13 protein-coding genes are annotated in these 16,429 nt (G+C 43.9%); 11 read left to right on the top strand and 2 right to left on the bottom strand.

Annotated elements, in window-relative coordinates; genetic code table 11:
* The first annotated feature begins 106 nt into the window (after positions 1-106).
* From ACMFL8_RS12695 to hisC, 7 genes are all read left to right on the top strand, one after another.
* Positions 107-961: a BON domain-containing protein gene (locus ACMFL8_RS12695; protein ID WP_413191181.1), complete on the top strand. Its 855-nt coding sequence runs from the start codon at positions 107-109 to the stop codon at positions 959-961.
* Between the two features lie 243 nt (positions 962-1,204).
* Positions 1,205-2,185 (top strand): alpha/beta hydrolase, encoded by a 981-nt coding sequence (locus tag ACMFL8_RS12690; protein ID WP_413191180.1) that lies wholly within the window; start codon positions 1,205-1,207, stop codon positions 2,183-2,185.
* 176 nt (positions 2,186-2,361) lie between these two features.
* Entirely contained in the window at positions 2,362-2,613 is a 252-nt protein-coding gene (locus tag ACMFL8_RS12685; protein WP_010200621.1) for a BolA family protein, read from the top strand.
* A 117-nt stretch (positions 2,614-2,730) separates the two neighbouring features.
* Complete coding sequence (gene murA / locus ACMFL8_RS12680) at positions 2,731-3,999, top strand: UDP-N-acetylglucosamine 1-carboxyvinyltransferase (RefSeq protein ID WP_201593214.1); 1,269 nt, start codon at positions 2,731-2,733, stop codon at positions 3,997-3,999.
* Between the two features lie 146 nt (positions 4,000-4,145).
* The gene (gene hisG / locus ACMFL8_RS12675; protein WP_189586767.1) at positions 4,146-4,841 is read left to right on the top strand and encodes an ATP phosphoribosyltransferase; all 696 of its coding nucleotides are present in this window, start codon (positions 4,146-4,148) and stop codon (positions 4,839-4,841) included.
* Between the two features lie 285 nt (positions 4,842-5,126).
* A complete protein-coding gene (gene hisD / locus ACMFL8_RS12670; RefSeq protein WP_413191179.1) occupies positions 5,127-6,422 on the top strand; it encodes a histidinol dehydrogenase in 1,296 nt (431 codons plus the stop codon).
* A gap of 87 nt (positions 6,423-6,509) precedes the next feature.
* A complete protein-coding gene (gene hisC, locus ACMFL8_RS12665; RefSeq protein ID WP_413191178.1) occupies positions 6,510-7,643 on the top strand; it encodes a histidinol-phosphate transaminase in 1,134 nt (377 codons plus the stop codon).
* A gap of 100 nt (positions 7,644-7,743) precedes the next feature.
* On the opposite strand, the gene ACMFL8_RS12660 is transcribed toward hisC, so the two are convergent.
* Positions 7,744-9,405, bottom strand: a complete 1,662-nt coding sequence (locus ACMFL8_RS12660) for an anthranilate synthase component I family protein (protein WP_413191177.1) — start codon at positions 9,403-9,405, stop codon at positions 7,744-7,746.
* A 3-nt stretch (positions 9,406-9,408) separates the two neighbouring features.
* The gene (locus tag ACMFL8_RS12655; RefSeq protein ID WP_210541465.1) at positions 9,409-10,644 is read right to left on the bottom strand and encodes a beta-ketoacyl-ACP synthase II; all 1,236 of its coding nucleotides are present in this window, start codon (positions 10,642-10,644) and stop codon (positions 9,409-9,411) included.
* Positions 10,645-11,238: 594 nt separating this feature from the next.
* Here ACMFL8_RS12655 and ACMFL8_RS12650 point away from each other — a divergent pair.
* From ACMFL8_RS12650 to fusA, 4 genes are all read left to right on the top strand, one after another.
* The gene (locus ACMFL8_RS12650; RefSeq protein WP_413191176.1) at positions 11,239-12,390 is read left to right on the top strand and encodes an EcsC family protein; all 1,152 of its coding nucleotides are present in this window, start codon (positions 11,239-11,241) and stop codon (positions 12,388-12,390) included.
* A gap of 410 nt (positions 12,391-12,800) precedes the next feature.
* On the top strand, positions 12,801-13,175 hold the full coding sequence (rpsL, locus tag ACMFL8_RS12645; protein ID WP_010200611.1) for a 30S ribosomal protein S12: 375 nt from the start codon (positions 12,801-12,803) through the stop codon (positions 13,173-13,175).
* A gap of 210 nt (positions 13,176-13,385) precedes the next feature.
* Entirely contained in the window at positions 13,386-13,859 is a 474-nt protein-coding gene (gene rpsG, locus ACMFL8_RS12640) for a 30S ribosomal protein S7 (protein WP_010200608.1), read from the top strand.
* Positions 13,860-14,222: 363 nt separating this feature from the next.
* Positions 14,223-16,349 (top strand): elongation factor G, encoded by a 2,127-nt coding sequence (gene fusA / locus ACMFL8_RS12635; RefSeq protein ID WP_010200606.1) that lies wholly within the window; start codon positions 14,223-14,225, stop codon positions 16,347-16,349.
* Positions 16,350-16,429 lie beyond the last annotated feature (80 nt).

Raw genomic sequence — 16,429 nt, 5'->3', positions numbered from 1 at the left:
TACTCAGTCGATAATTCTTATTTTGATATTTGATAGTTACTCAGTTAAAACGGCTAAACCAATTGATCTCATACAATCGTCACCATCATGCTTTAAGAGGTAAATAATGACACGGATGCATTTGCGCACTGCTATTTTTGGTTCATCACGTCGCACAGCGATAGGCGTTATGCTAATAACTGGTTTCGTTCTCGTCAGTACAGGTTGCAGCACCAATTATCTGACCAATAGTACCGAGGGTACCTATGGCGTGCCGATGACCGAGCGCACGATTCCACAGCGTTTGCTCGATCGTAGTATTGAGCATACGGTCAAAATTAATGTTTATGGGCTCAAAGAAGACCTTCAGCAAATCAGCCGTATGGGTATTGATAGTTTTAACAGTGAAGTGTTATTGACAGGCGAAGTGCCAACTGAGGCAATCAAAGCAGAAGTCGAAAAAGTTGTCAGCTCCATGCCAGATGTGCGCCGTGTCTACAACGAGCTGAATGTTAGTGCCTCGAAGGGTTATAGCTCAACCGTTCACGATGGTTATATCACCTCAAAGCTATTGGCAAAAGTCGCAGCGAATGACGGCGTCAAAGCCTCACAAATCAAAGCGGTGACTGATAATGGTGTGGTCTATATTATGGGGCGCATGACGCCTACCCAACAAAGCCATCTGATTGATATCGCTAACGACACAATCGGTATTACAGAGCTGGTATTGCTGACCACCGTCGTCGATGATAGAGGGGTGAAGTTGGCTGAAGACGATATTATGTATGAAAATAATTTGGCCAATCCTACGATGGTGCCTGCTATTGACTCTAATGTAGCTTCTAACGTTAACCCTAATGTAAACAACGCTGTGACGCCTAATACTACTAGTACTGCGACACCTATCGTTATAACAGAGGAAGGCGAGTCGGTTAATCAGCCGTCATCCAGCCCTTACATTGACCTTTATCAGGGTCAATAAGTATTTAATCAATAAGCGCACTGTTAAGTAATCACAATAATCCTAAACAGTGGCAACAGTAAAAGCACGATAATGCTTCAGCCAGCCAGTAAGATATAAAAAGTAAAAAACAACTGTGACAGCGTGAGGCTCATTCATCACAAAACGTCGTTATGTTTTATGATAAATGAAGTACAGAACCCATACGGCTGTTATAAGGCAATCCATTGTTGATTGAAAATAAATATAATAGGAATACTGGCTATGAAGGATTCAAACACACGCTCTCCAGCTATTGATTTACGCAATACCGAACAACCAAATATTAAAACCCGCACGCTCAAACTCTCAGGGGCAGGCGTTACTGCTGCATTGGCGATAGGCGGCATTGCACTCGCTGCCCAAAATGCGCAAGCTTTGTCACCACTTGCTGTGGTCAATGGTATTACGTCAAGTGGCGGCGTTGGGGTCAGTAAAAACATTCTATATGGTGATGAGCCATCGCAAGACTTAGATATTTATTATCCCAAGCCATTGGCACAAGCGATGAAAGCCCAAAGCGCTATCAACGACAGTTATCCAATGGTGGTTTTTGTCCATGGTGGGTCGTGGGAGAGTGGTAATAAAGAACAGTACGCCTTTGTCGGTCAAAGCTTGGCGCAGGCAGGCTATGTCACCGCCGTGATTAATTATCGCAAAGCACCTGAACATGTGTATCCTGATTATGTCGAAGATGCGGCACAAGCGATTGCTTGGAGCATCGACAATGCAACCAGTCTGCATGCCGATCCAAAGCGCTTGGCGGTGGTCGGACATTCTGCTGGTGCATTCAATGCGGTTGCTGCTGTTGCCAATGAGGATTTTTTAGCGCCTTATGGTGTTAAGCCAAAAGACATTAAAGCGGTTGTTGGTATTGCTGGACCTTATAGTTATGACTTTCGTAAATTTGACAGCGCAACAGCCTTTGCTGCTGATGCCACGCCAGACAAGGTAATGCCAGATCGTCAAATCAAAGGTGAGCAGCCGCCATATTTATTGCTGACTGCCGAAAAAGACAAAGTGGTGTATGCAACCAATACGATTAAAATGACCAAAGCGCTGCAAGAGGCGGGTGTTACTGTGGAAAACGGTGAAATCAAAGGGGCTAGCCATGCCACCAGTATCGGTGCCATGGCACCGCCGCTACGGTGGGTCAATGATGTGCGTGCGCAAGTATTAACGTACTTGGATAAAAAGCTTAAATAGTCAGGTCTGCTCATACTGCGCCTATTTAAATATTTGGCATTTAACTGTGTTGTTAGTGCTGGCTGGATTGCTTAGGCGCAGTTGCGTAAGACAGTACTGTAAGATGCTTCAACTCTTGTTATAATGTCGTCACTTTACCTCTATACCCTATCTGAAACTTTAAGGCAGAATATTTTATGAGCATGAACGCTGACGATTTGATTGCATTTTTACAGACTCACTTCCCAGACGCTTTTATTCAAGCTGCCAATCAAGGTAATAAGTTTGATGTACGCGTGGTTGATGCCAGTTTTGAGGGCAAACGCGCCGTGCAACGTCAGCAAGCGATCTATGCGCTAGTCAATGACAAGATTGCCAGTGGTGATATTCATGCGCTCAATATTCAAGCGCTGACGCCTGCTGAATGGGATGTTCAGTCAAAAGGTTAAATTTTTTATATACGATTGGCTTGCACAGAACGGATTGTTTTAACGATTATTACAATGATTGGTTCGATAAGTCTGATTTTCACTATTTTTAATACTCATCGCTAGGTTGTCACTTCTATGGATCAATTTTTAATCACTGGTAGTAGTCGTATCGCAGGGGAAGTTACTATCTCAGGCGCCAAAAATGCTGCTTTGCCATTACTGGCAGCTATGATATTGGCCGAGACCCCAACGACATTGCACAATGTGCCCTCATTACAAGATGTGCGGACGTTGATTGAATTGATCGGTGGCATGGGTATCAAAATCCAAAAGCAGGACGATACTGTCACTTGCGATACCAAGACTATTGATAATTTTTATGCACCGTATGATTTGGTAAAGACCATGCGTGCCTCGATTTTAGTCCTTGGGCCATTGCTGGCACGTTTTGGCGAGGCAGAAGTCTCATTGCCCGGCGGCTGTGCGATTGGGTCACGTCCTGTCGACCAACACCTAAAAGCCTTTGAGGCGATGGGTGCTGAGATTAGTGTCGAGAATGGCTATGTAAAAGCACAAGCGCCAAAAGGTGGCAAGCTGATTGGCTGTAACTACTCTTTTGACATGGTGACCGTTGGCGGTACTGAAAACGTCATTATGGCAGCGGCTTTAGCCAAGGGCACGACTGTTTTGGGTAACTGTGCGCTTGAGCCAGAAGTGGTTGATTTGGCCAATATGTTGGTCGCGATGGGTGCCAAAATAAGCGGTATTGGTACCTCGATCATGACCATCGAAGGCGTTGAGCGCTTACACGGTTGTGAATATTCAGTGGTGCCGGATCGTATCGAAACGGGCTCTTACCTTGCTGGCGCGTTGATGACTCGCGGTGATGTGTTGACCAAAAACACGTCTGCGCTATTATTAACGCCTGTGCTAGAGAAATTCGAAGACATGGGGGCGGTGATTACCAGTGGCGATGATTGGATTCGCGCCCAAATGAAAGGTCGTCCACTGCCTGTTGATATTCGTACCCAGCCACACCCTGGCTTTCCCACCGACATGCAAGCGCAAGTCATGGCGATTGCCTGCTTGGCGAATGGCACCAGTACTTTCATCGAAAATATCTTTGAAAACCGCTATATGCATGTGCCTGAGCTCAATCGTTTAGGCGCATCTATTCAAGTAGATGGTCATACGGCTGTGGTTAAAGGCGTCGAAAACTTCACGGCTGCCCCTGTCATGGCGACTGATTTACGTGCGTCTATGTCATTGGTGATGGCGGCGGCGACTGCTGAAGGTGAAAGCTTAATCGACCGTATTTATCATATCGATCGTGGCTATGAGCATGTTGAAGAAAAACTGCGTGCGCTTGGGGTTAATATCGAACGTATCAATACCAACGATTAAACCAGCGATTAAGCTTGATTGGCTGATGAGATTTTGGAGCGCCAACTATTGTTAGGATTGGCGTTATAAAATTGAACGTTTGGCGTTATAAATTTAAAAAATCCTCTTTAGTGGGGATACTCACTGTACATGGACACGATGTCATTATGACTGAAGCAAGCAACAATCTACCGAGTAATGGTTTATTAAACGAAGTAAATGATGAGTTCTCAGGCTTAACACTTGCCTTATCAAAAGGCCGTATTCTAGAAGAAACCATGCCATTGCTACGCGCAGCTGGTGTTGAGCTTTTAGAAGATCCTGAAGCCTCACGCAAACTTATTTTCCCGACCTCAAATCCTAATGTGCGCGTTTTGATTCTGCGTGCCAGCGATGTACCAACCTACGTTGAACACGGCGCTGCTGACTTTGGGGTAGCGGGCAAGGATGTGTTGCTAGAGCATGGTGCCAATCATGTCTATGAGTTGCTTGATTTGAAAATTGCTCAATGTAAGCTGATGACCGCTGGTGTAAAAGATGCGCCACTGCCCAATCGTCGCCTACGTATTGCCACCAAGTATGTCAATGTTGCCCGTGCTTACTTTGCCAGTCAAGGTCAGCAAGTCGATGTCATTAAGCTATACGGTTCGATGGAGCTTGCCCCATTGGTCGGTTTGGGTGATTTGATTGTCGATGTGGTCGATACTGGTAATACGTTGCGCGCCAATGGTCTAGAAGCTCTCGATCATATTTGTGATGTGTCATCACGTTTGATTGTCAATCAGGTCAGCTACAAGCGCAAATTTGCACTACTTGAGCCGATCTTGGATAGCTTTAAAGACAGCGTTGCTAGCAACTCATAAAACAGAAATGCATAAAGATGCCTATCATCGATAATATGAAGTATGTATTGATAATATAAAGCATGGTCATGCAGATTTTTAAACCAGTTTAGCGCTCTATGATAGACATAGCATGCTAAACTGGTTTTATTGTGTTGGCTTGTCAAATAGTAAGTGTTCAGTGTAATCTGAATAAAATCATTATAGATAAGCTGACGAAAGCTTTTGCCACATTTATACCATTGGCTTTATTTTTCCATCGTTTATTTTTTAGCAGTATTTTATGCCCAGACATAGGATGAGGTCATGCGCCAGTTAAGTACCCAAGATGCCAGTTTTGATAGTGAATTGACACAGTTGCTTGCTTTTGAAACGGTCAATGATGCCGATTTACTAAAAACCGTTGATGATATCATCGCCCGAGTGCGCCACGATGGCGATAGCGTCGTATTGGCGTTAACCCAGCAGTTTGACCAGCATCCAGCGACGACAATGCAAGAGCTGGAGCTCTCTAAAGAATCACTTGCTGAGGCGTTTGCTAACCTTGATGAAAAAGTAAAAACAGCATTGATGACGGCAGCGACACGGGTACAGACCTTCCATGAGCGCCAAGTACAAGAAACTTGGCAATATGAAGATGAGCTGGGCAATCGTTTAGGTCAAAAGGTGACTGCGCTAGATCGCGTCGGTATCTATGTACCCGGTGGTCTGGCGTCTTACCCATCCTCTGTATTGATGAATGCTATTCCTGCCAAAGTAGCTGGCGTCAATGAAGTGATCATGGTGGTACCTGCGCCTAAAGGTACACTCAATCCATTGGTATTGGCAGCGGCGCATTTGGCACAAGTTGACCGTGTCTTTACCATCGGCGGTGCGCAAGCAGTGGCGGCATTGGCTTACGGTACAGAAACGATTCCAGCGGTAGATAAAATCACCGGACCTGGTAACAAGTACGTGGCAGCGGCGAAGCGTGCGGTATTTGGGCAAGTCGGTATCGATATGATTGCTGGCCCTTCTGAAGTATTGGTCTATGCAGAAGGTGAGGCGCAAGATCGCGCTGATTGGCTAGCCATGGATTTATTGTCACAAGCTGAGCATGACCGTATCGCCCAAGCCATCTTTGTCACGACCAGTGAACAGCAGCTCGCAGAAGTGGCCGCTGAAATTGAAAAAGCACTGGCAGAATTACCAAAAGCTGATATCGCTCGTGATTCGCTAAAAAACCGTGGTGCGTTGATACTAGTAAAAGATAGAGCTGAAGGGTTGGCGCTCATTAATCGTATTGCCCCTGAGCATTTGGAATTGTCTGTTGATAATCCTGATGCGCTATTAAGTGACATTCGTCATGCTGGGGCTATCTTTATGGGACGTCACACGCCTGAAGCGATTGGTGACTATTGCGCAGGGCCCAATCATGTGTTGCCAACATCTGGTACCGCACGTTTTTCTTCGCCACTCGGCGTTTATGATTTCCAAAAGAAGTCTTCGATTATTTATTGTAGTGAAGCAGGCAGCAAGCCATTGGCTGAGACAGCAGATATTTTAGCGCAGCGTGAGGACTTAGAAGCCCATGCACGTTCAGCTCGTTATCGTTATCAGTAAGATAGCTTGGATGGTTGAAGAGTTGTTTTTGACATTTTTTTAGACATTTACTTTTAATAGTCTTCATGGCTAATTTTAGGATAATTTATGAGTGAGTCAAAGGTAGATACCAGACTTTGGTCATCTAAAGCGCGTAACTTGTCACCTTATGTCCCTGGTGAGCAGCCGCAACACGACAATTTATGTAAATTAAATACCAATGAAAACCCATTCCCACCTTCCCCGAAAGTAGGGGAGGCAATCGCAAAAGTCTTAGAGCAGCAAGCAGATGATTTACGCTTGTATCCTGCGCCCGAATCTGATGATTTGCGTGCCGCATTGGCACAGCTTTATAGTATTGAAGCAAACCAAGTCTTTGTCGGTAACGGCTCAGACGAAGTGTTGGCACTCGTTTTTGCCAGTTTTTTCCTAAAAGAGCGCCCCGTTTTAGCCCCTGATATCAGCTATAGTTTTTACCCTGTATATGCGCAGACTTTTGGTATCGATTTGATACAAATTGCGCTAGAAGAGGATTTTAGTATCGACCCTGATGCATATCGTCAGCCTTGCAGTGGTATCATCATTGCCAATCCTAATGCGCCAACCGGTTTATTATTATCGCTTGATGACATTCGTAAGCTGGCGGGCGAACACACTAATGCAGTGATTGTGATTGATGAGGCGTATATTGATTTTGCTGGGGCAGCTGATGGCAGCTCAGATTCAGAAATTTCAGCAGTGAGCTTAATCAATGAGTTTGACAACATTCTTGTGACACAAACCTTTTCGAAATCACGCTCACTCGCGGGTTTGCGCGTCGGTATGGCCTTTGGAAATATCTCATTAATCGAAGCACTGACACGCATGAAGAATAGCTTTAATAGCTATCCACTCGATAAACTGGCGCAAGCTGGGGCGACGGCCAGTGTCTTAGATACTGAATATTTTGAGCAAACGCGTCAGCAGGTTATTGATCTGCGTGAGTCACTAACAGCGGACTTAGTGGCATTGGATTATCAAGTGCTGCCGTCACATGCTAACTTTGTATTTGTGCGTCCAAAAGAGGGTAATGCGAGTGCGGTAGCGAATGCGTTACGAGAGCAAGGCATTATCGTTCGTCATTTTGACAAACCGCGTATCAATGAATACTTGCGTATTACCGTTGGTACAGCTGAGCAAAACAACCGTTTAATCGAGGCTTTGCAAGCATTGCAGAAAAAGGCTGAAATCGTTGCTGATTAATATCTCGTTCGCGGTTTTGATGGTTTGAAATTGTAGTAATAAAAAATCCTGCTCAACATGACGTTAGCAGGATTTTTTTAGTCGTCTTTTCGAATGATGCTTAAGTGTATTTATAGAGATGTTCTTGACTTAAGACACTTAGCAGATTACCTACCTTATCTAAACATTCTTGATATTCTGCATAACAATCAGAAGCGACAGTAATACCACCGCCTGCCCATAAACTGACTTCTCTAGCGCCGCTCAACGATTCATTTGTTTGCAGGGTACGAATGAGTACATTCCATTGACCACTACCATCAAAGTTCATATAACCCATGGTGCCGCAATAAGCACCACGCGGTGCAGTTTCCAGTTCAGATATAATCTCAACCGCCCGCTTTTTTGGTGTGCCGGTAATAGAGCCAGCAGGCAAGCTGCCAAATAACACGGCTAATGGATGACTATCTGGCTTTAACTCAGCGGTGATGGTACTAACCATATGATGCACATTGCTAAAGGTCTCAATCGCAAATAACTGTGGCACTTTGACGCTACCAGTTTTGGCATACTTGCCCAAATCATTGCGTAGTAAATCAACGATCATGACGTTTTCGGCACGATCTTTTTCACTATCGATAAGCTGCTGTTTATAAATATTATCTTGTGCAGTATTCAATCCGCGCGGCATCGTTCCTTTGATGGGTTTGGTGCGAATATGATGTTTGCCGGTGTTAGTATCTTTTGTAAAAGTAAAAAATAACTCAGGTGAGCAGCTTAATAATTCGAACGGATGCAGTGACGTAGGGTCTTTGATGTCATGGTTAAAGTGATTAGCGACTAAGTACCCTGCAAAGGGAGCTTTTGTATTCCGATGTAGGGCAGGTAAATAATCAACGAGTTTCGATAACTTATCGTTATGGGCAAGACAGCCTTTCCACTCTTGGGTCAGATTGATTTGATAGCAGTCACCCTGCTGTAGATAATCTTGGGTTTTTGCAAAAGCCCTTTGATAATCATTTTTATGCCAGCGCTCGTTCAATATTAAGGGCGCTAACGATGATACACTGTCATTAGAGGGTTTTTTTCTATTGGATAATTCATGGTCTAGCATGTCTAAATACGATATAAGCGCTGATAGTGTTGCGTCTGTTGCCTCGCTATCAGTATTTAAACCTAGTGTATTTAGTCTCCAGCCATTTTCTTTATCAGACGGAGTTAGGTAGATATCATAATGACCTAGTACCGCACAAGGCTGCGCTGCCAGCTCGATATTTGCAGCTGGGCTGAGCTCATGAGCAGCAATATCATAACCGATAAAGCCTATCAGACCATGATGATAACTTGGCTTCTCATTTACATCGCTTGCTGGCTTTGAGTCTTTATTAGCATCCTCACAAGCTTGGCTATAAGCAATTAATTCATCCTGCCATTTAGCATAGCTCATATATGTCGTTGTTGACGTAGGGCTATCATCAAGACAAGAACCACGACAATTTTTAATAACTTTATAAGCGCCTGACGGATCGTCAGTTGGCTTATTATTGGCAGCATCATAGTGGACGGACCAGCTTACTTTAGGGAGCAAACCAATCACTGGTCGGTCATCATTACTTAACCAAACCAATTGCCAGTTGGCTTCAGTATCTTTTGCTATTAGATGACTTTGCAGTTGTGGTATTAATTCGGCAGCCGTTAGCTCACCAAAACGCCAGCTAGGTTGAGTAGCTGGCGATAGGGCAGAAACTGTCTGCTCAGTATTCTTATGATTTTCTGCGGGCATAATTTACGCGTCAAACTTTTTGATAATTAAGGTAGCATTCGTACCACCAAAGCCAAAGCTATTACTCATCAAGGTTTCGAGATTGGCATCACGTTTTTCGGTGACGATATCAAAGCCTTCAGCCGCAGGGTCTAAGTTTTCAACATTAATACTTGGCGCGATAAAGCCTTCTTGTAGCATCAATAGGCAATAGATTAATTCTTGAGCACCGACGGCACCTAAGCTGTGACCGGTCATCGATTTGGTTGAGCTGATAGGCGGTACTTTGCTGAGATCATTATCAAATACTTTAGCAATCGCTTTAAGCTCAGTGATATCACCTAGTGGCGTACTCGTACCGTGGCTGTTGATATAATCGACGCTTTCTAGACCAGCTTCGGCTAGTGCTTGCTGCATACAGCGTACAGCGCCTTCACCGCTTGGTGCGACCATTTCTGCACCATCAGAGCTGGCACCGTAGCCGACGATTTCAGCCAATATATTGGCACCGCGTGCTTGAGCATGTTCTAGGCTTTCTACAACAACCATCGCGCCACCAGCAGCAATCACAAAACCATCACGGTCTTTGTCATAAGCTCTTGAGGCAAGTTTTGGCGTATCATTATACTGAGTACTCACTGCGCCCATCGCATCAAACATACAAGACTGCGTCCAGTGTTCAGCTTCACTGCCACCAGCGAGGACGATATCGGCTTTGCCTAACTGAATAAGCTCAGCGGCATGGCCAATACAGTGGGTTGAGGTTGCGCAAGCAGAAGCAAGAGAGTAGGACACTCCTTGAATTTTTAGACCAGTGGCTAATGCGGCGGATACCGAGCTGCCCATGGTTTTTGGTACTGCCATCGCACCGACACCGCGCAGACCTTTTTCACGCATCGCATCTATCGCATTGACGATATTTTCTGTCGATGCGCCGCCCGAGCTGGCTACGACGCCCACACGTGGATTGCTATTGATAGTCTCAAGCGATAAGCCAGCGTGCTCAATCGCATTTAGGGCGCTGACATATGCATAAAGGCTGGCATCACTAAAGAAGCGCTTTAACTTACGATCTATAGCGGAGGTGTCGAGTTCTGCTTTATCGATACTGCCACTAATGTGTGATTTAAATTCATGTTCAGCATAAGAGTCATTAAATGTAATGCCAGACTGCCCTTGCTTAAGAGCGGCAGTAACCGTGGCTAAGTCATGTCCGATACAAGAGACAATCCCTGCTCCAGTGATAACAACGCGGCGCATATTCTATTCCTTATTAATAACGATTTTTGATAATTACTTTTAATAATCGCTTTTGAGTCCATCATTCTATTATGTAGCGGTTGGCATGGCTGTTTTATGATAGCAGCAGCTGGTTAAAGGTAATCTAGACAATTAAATAAATGTTAACTCTAAAAAGTTTTTTAACTTTTAAAGGCTACTTAACTTCTAAAGGTTTCTCTAAAGTGATTGTTTTTATCATCATAGAACCAAATACATGATTGCCAGCTAATGCCTTAGCCTATGTCATATGATAACGTATCAAGGGTTCAAAATCTTTGGATAAGTGCAAAATAACCACAAAACATTGATTGCGGTTAAAAGTAGCCATGACAGACTTTTTTGCGATATGATAATCGTGGTTTTAGCCGTTAAGATACCGCTATTTTTATACAGATAAAAGTAGGGCAGAGACGCAGGAAAAGGTCGATAACTACGAATAAGCTGTACTTTTAGATACAAAATTTGTGAGCGCGATAACATTGTTCGCACTGACAGCTGTTTGCCTCATTGGCTAAAATGACCCATTCATTACTACTATAAAAAATGACCAATCATCATATTAAGGACATAACGATGGCAAAGCGTAGCACTCTCTCTAAGGGTATCAATACTATTGGCTATTTTGCTCGCAACAACCTAGAACGTATGGGTGCAGCGATTGATAGCATGAATGCAAAAACGGGTAAACCGAGTCACTATAAAGCGGTAGATTTAGGTGATGAAGACTATCAGCAAGATTTATTTCGTGAACAAACCCTAAAGGCGACTCAGCAATTATTAGGCACTCGTTTTGCTACCTATGGTAAGTATGCCAAAAAAGTAGTGCCGAATAGCCTGTTTCAATCGACAGTTGATGGCGCTTTTGCGCAAATTGCTAAGCTCGCCGCTACTTGGAGTCAAATTGACCTGCCCAATGAGCATCGTTTTGCTAGCGTTGCAAGTTTAGACGATGAAGAGCGTTATGCCCTGGCGACCGATATTGCCAATCAAAACCGTGCGCTTGCTACGATTGGTGGCTTAACGGGCTTGGCTGGATTACCAGGTTTGCTGGCTGATACTTTATGGTTATTGCTGGTGTCTTTGCGTACTGTCTATCAATTGGCTGCGGTTTATAATAAGCCGTTAACAGGTAAGCAAGGCGTCAAGATGGCATATGAGCTGCTTGCCAATGCTGACCTAAGTAAGATGCAAGAAAAACAAGCGCTGCTTGCTGGTATTGGTATCGGTAAAGGCTTGCTGGACAACGCGCAAAGCAATGGTCTGCATAGTGAGCTTAAAAACCTAGGCCTTAAAAACAAAAATGTGAATTTCTATGCTGAACAAGTAGACAATATTGCCAGTCAGGTAGGTATCGATCTTGATCAAATTAATTTATCATGGATACGTCGTTTTTTACCAGGCACTGCGGTAGTGGTAGGCATGCGTTATAACAGCCAACTCATTGACGAAGTGATCGGTGTGGCGCAAGCGACTTTTGCCCCAGAAGCCAAACTTGCCAATCGTGCGATTACCGATGATAGCGGTAGCGAGGAAGAGGTGAGCAAAACCGCCAGCAATGATGAGAAAGGTGCTGATAAAAGTACTGATAGCAAAAATTCTGATGATAAAAGCAACGATGAGCGCAAAGACCCAGAAGACAAAGAGAGCAAAAACGACAACTCAAACAAATCGTCAGACAGCAAATCAAAGAGCATAAACAAAGCAGCAGATAAGCAAAATAAGTAAATTGAAACAACCGTCCATATTTAAATGTAGCGATATTGTCTTAGCTGTCTTGAAAAGTAAGATAATATCGCCATTTAGTTGTCACGAACTGCCAGGCATTTACCTCTAAATATCTTTTATTGATAATGCTTGTGTTCATAGTATGTAAGTCTGCCAACACCACCGTATTTAACGTCTTGTTTTTCAGCTATTTTTCAGTGCAGAACAGATAAAGTGTTATAGTGGTAGGCTTAATGCATATATATCGAATGTTGTAAAGTAAAACAACTCATAAGTGGTTGAATTAGCAGCAACAACTCTTTATAATATACTGTCCTAAAAATGGGTGTGCCGAAATCTGCGAATTGCGTCAGATCGATGGTGCATTTCCCCATTTTTTTGTTTTATACCAAACGGGAGAAGGATGCCTTATGGCAACAACTAACCAATTGATTCGCAAGGGTCGCAAAACCATCAAGGAAAAGTCAAAAGTTCCTGCGTTGCAAGCGTGCCCACAACGTCGCGGTGTATGTACTCGTGTATATACTACCACGCCCAAAAAACCTAACTCAGCCATGCGTAAAGTATGTCGTGTACGTTTGACTTCAGGCTATGAAGTATCAAGCTACATCGGCGGCGAAGGTCATAACCTACAAGAGCACAGTGTTGTTCTTATCCGCGGTGGTCGTGTAAAAGATCTACCAGGTGTACGTTATCACACTGTTCGCGGTGCACTAGATTGCGCAGGCGTTAAAGACCGTAGACAAGGTCGTTCTAAGTATGGTGCCAAGAAGCCTAAAGCTTAATATTAGCTTAGCTTATTTGCATCACCCAATAACTGTGCATGGGTTTGGTGTCAACAGTAGTATTGGTTAATATAAATTACTTTATATTGGCTAGCTACACCTAAACATACCACCATGCAGTAAGGCTAACTGACAACTCATTACTATGTCCTATGATGACGAGTATGATGTTGTGAATGTTGGACACTCCTGAAGACAAGGAAATTTATTATGCCAAGACGTCGCGTCGTTGCTACCCGTGAGATCCTACCGGATCCTAAGTTTGGTAGCCAAACTGTTGCAAAATTCATCAACCATGTAATGAGTCATGGTAAAAAATCTACTGCTGAGCGTATCGTTTACGGTGCCCTTGAGACAGTCAGTGAAAAACGTAAAATCGAAGATCCAGTATCTTTCTTTGAAGAAGTTTTAGAGAATGTACGCCCAATGGTAGAAGTAAAAGCTCGCCGTGTTGGTGGTGCTACCTATCAAGTACCAATGGAAGTACGCCCCTCCCGTCGTACTGCCTTGGCTATGCGTTGGTTAGCTGAAGCTGCTGCTAAGCGTTCTGAAAAATCAATGGCTTTGCGTTTGGCTGGCGAATTGAATGATGCCGCTGACGGCAAAGGCAACGCTATGAAGAAGCGTGACGAAGTTCACCGTATGGCAGATGCTAACAAAGCGTTCTCTCATTACCGTTTCTAGACTATTTTTTAGACTACTTGTTAAGAGTGGTTTTAAAGCAATAGTTTATGCTAGTTAATTATTTATTCTATTGATTGCCGCCATCCTCATCAGGTTATTGATATTTTTTCATCGTAAGATAATAAAATACTCACATAATCTGGATGGCGGACATCTGTCAAGATGCTGTCCTGAAAAGGATACTGTTCTTCATAGACAGCATCCCCAATTTGATGCCGCTATATTCTAAGTATTTGCTCTTTTTTTGTCCGTATTAGGCCCAATAATCAGTAAGTAATATTACGAAGCTGACTGCTTTGTCATAGAGTATGAGGTAGAGATACAACACATTAATATATACACGAATTTCCCTAGGAAAACACTATGGCTCGTAAAACTCCCCTAAAACGCTATCGCAATATCGGCATTTCTGCGCACATTGATGCTGGTAAGACGACCACGACAGAGCGTGTCTTATTCTATACCGGTGTTAGTCATAAAATTGGTGAAGTTCATGATGGCGCAGCCACCATGGATTGGATGGAGCAAGAACAAGAGCGCGGTATTACTATTACTTCAGCGGCGACTACTTGCTTCTGGTCAGGTATGGCTAAGCAGTTTGACGAACATCGTATCAACATTATTGACACCCCAGGTCACGTTGATTTCACGATTGAAGTTGAACGTTCTATGCGTGTACTTGATGGCGCTTGCATGGTTTACTGTGCAGTAGGCGGCGTTCAGCCACAGTCTGAGACCGTATGGCGTCAGGCTAACAAATATAAAGTTCCACGTCTTGCATTCGTAAACAAAATGGATCGCGTTGGTGCTGATTTTTATCGTGTTATCGATCAAATCAAAACTCGTTTAGGCGGCAAGCCAGTACCATTGGTTATTCCAATTGGTAAAGAAGATGCCTTTGAAGGCGTAGTGGATCTTGTGACTATGAAAGCCATCTATTGGGATGAAGCGTCTCAAGGTATGGAATATGACGAGCGCGAAATCCCAACAGAACTTCAAGAAAAAGCAGAAGAATATCGTGAGTATTTGGTAGAAAACGCTGCTGAAGCTTCTGAAGAACTCATGAATGAGTATCTTGAGAATGGCGAATTGACAGTAGATCAAATCAACGCTGCTATCCGTCAGTTGACTATCGATAACGAAATCATTCCACTACTTTGTGGTACTGCCTTTAAAAACAAAGGTGTACAGAAGATGTTGGATGCGGTTATTCAGTATCTGCCTGCTCCAATAGATGTACCAGCTATTCGCGGTATTCTTGATGACAAAGAAGAAAGCGAAGGTACTCGTGAAGCATCAGACGACGCACCATTCTCAGCACTTGCTTTCAAAATCATGAATGATAAGTTCGTCGGTAATTTAACCTTCGTTCGTGTTTATTCAGGTGTTATCAAGCAGGGCGGCAGCGTTTATAACCCAGTTAAAATGAAGCGTGAGCGCGTTGGCCGTATCGTACAGATGATGGCAAACACGCAAGAAGAGCTTGAAGAAATCCGCACTGGTGATATCGCTGCATTGGTTGGCATGAAAGATGTAACGACTGGTGATACGCTATGTGACGAAAGCAATGTTATCACGCTTGAGCGCATGGAATTCCCAGATCCAGTTATCAGCCTAGCGGTTGAACCTAAGACCAAAGCTGACCAAGAAAGAATGTCAATCGCTTTAGGTCGTTTGGCTAAAGAAGATCCATCGTTCCGTGTACACACTGACGAAGAATCTGGTCAGACTATCATCAGTGGTATGGGTGAGCTGCATCTAGAGATTCTTGTAGATCGTATGAAGCGCGAGTTTAACGTTGAAGCCAACATCGGTGCGCCGCAGGTTGCTTATCGTGAGACGATTCGTGAGACGGTTGAACAAGAAGGCAAATTCGTACGTCAAACGGGTGGTCGTGGTAAGTTTGGTCACGTTTGGTTACGTCTTGAGCCTATGGATCCAGCTGGCGACGTTCTTTATGAATTCTCTGAAGAAGTTGTTGGTGGTACGGTACCAAAAGAGTTCCACGGTGCGGTTGATAAAGGTATTCAAGAGCGCATGAAAAATGGCGTACTTGCTGGCTATCCAATCGTTGGCGTAAAAGCGACATTGTATGACGGTTCTTACCATGACGTTGACTCGGATGAGCTATCATTCAAAATGGCTGGTTCTATCGCTTTCAAAAAAGGCTTCATGGCAGCAAACCCTGCACTACTTGAGCCAGTCATGAAAGTTGAAGTTGAGACACCTGAAGATTACATGGGCGACATCATGGGCGATTTAAACCGTCGTCGTGGTATGGTTCAAGGTATGGAAGATCTGCCTGGTGGCACTAAGCAAATCCGTGCAGAAGTACCATTAGCTGAAATGTTTGGCTATGCTACCCAAATGCGCTCAATGTCTCAAGGCCGTGCAACGTACTCAATGGAATTCCAAAAGTACGCTGAGATTCCAAAATCAGTAGCCGCTGACATCATCTCTAAGTTCAACTCTAAAGATGGCGACGAGTAAGTAAAGTCTATTTAATGGTGACAATATAGGGCAGGTCTCTATATTGTCATTGAATAATACGTCAATAATTGGTTAAAAGA

This window comes from Psychrobacter sp. AT9, assembly GCF_047272965.1.
In the GTDB taxonomy this organism is placed as follows: Bacteria; Pseudomonadota; Gammaproteobacteria; order Pseudomonadales; family Moraxellaceae; genus Psychrobacter; species Psychrobacter glaciei.
This window is presented reverse-complemented; position numbering and strand designations above follow the sequence as displayed.

Excerpts from the sequence above, each read along its gene's own strand:
- fusA (WP_010200606.1), top strand. The coding sequence starts at position 14,223 with ATGGCTCGTAAAACTCCCCTAAAACGCTATCGCAATATCGGCATTTCT.
- rpsL (WP_010200611.1), top strand. The coding sequence starts at position 12,801 with ATGGCAACAACTAACCAATTGATTCGCAAGGGTCGCAAAACCATCAAG.
- ACMFL8_RS12695 (WP_413191181.1), top strand. The coding sequence starts at position 107 with ATGACACGGATGCATTTGCGCACTGCTATTTTTGGTTCATCACGTCGC.
- ACMFL8_RS12685 (WP_010200621.1), top strand. The coding sequence starts at position 2,362 with ATGAGCATGAACGCTGACGATTTGATTGCATTTTTACAGACTCACTTC.
- rpsG (WP_010200608.1), top strand. The coding sequence starts at position 13,386 with ATGCCAAGACGTCGCGTCGTTGCTACCCGTGAGATCCTACCGGATCCT.
- ACMFL8_RS12660 (WP_413191177.1), bottom strand. The coding sequence starts at position 9,405 with ATGCCCGCAGAAAATCATAAGAATACTGAGCAGACAGTTTCTGCCCTA.
- murA (WP_201593214.1), top strand. The coding sequence starts at position 2,731 with ATGGATCAATTTTTAATCACTGGTAGTAGTCGTATCGCAGGGGAAGTT.
- hisD (WP_413191179.1), top strand. The coding sequence starts at position 5,127 with ATGCGCCAGTTAAGTACCCAAGATGCCAGTTTTGATAGTGAATTGACA.
- hisC (WP_413191178.1), top strand. The coding sequence starts at position 6,510 with ATGAGTGAGTCAAAGGTAGATACCAGACTTTGGTCATCTAAAGCGCGT.
- ACMFL8_RS12690 (WP_413191180.1), top strand. The coding sequence starts at position 1,205 with ATGAAGGATTCAAACACACGCTCTCCAGCTATTGATTTACGCAATACC.
- ACMFL8_RS12655 (WP_210541465.1), bottom strand. The coding sequence starts at position 10,644 with ATGCGCCGCGTTGTTATCACTGGAGCAGGGATTGTCTCTTGTATCGGA.
- hisG (WP_189586767.1), top strand. The coding sequence starts at position 4,146 with ATGACTGAAGCAAGCAACAATCTACCGAGTAATGGTTTATTAAACGAA.
- ACMFL8_RS12650 (WP_413191176.1), top strand. The coding sequence starts at position 11,239 with ATGGCAAAGCGTAGCACTCTCTCTAAGGGTATCAATACTATTGGCTAT.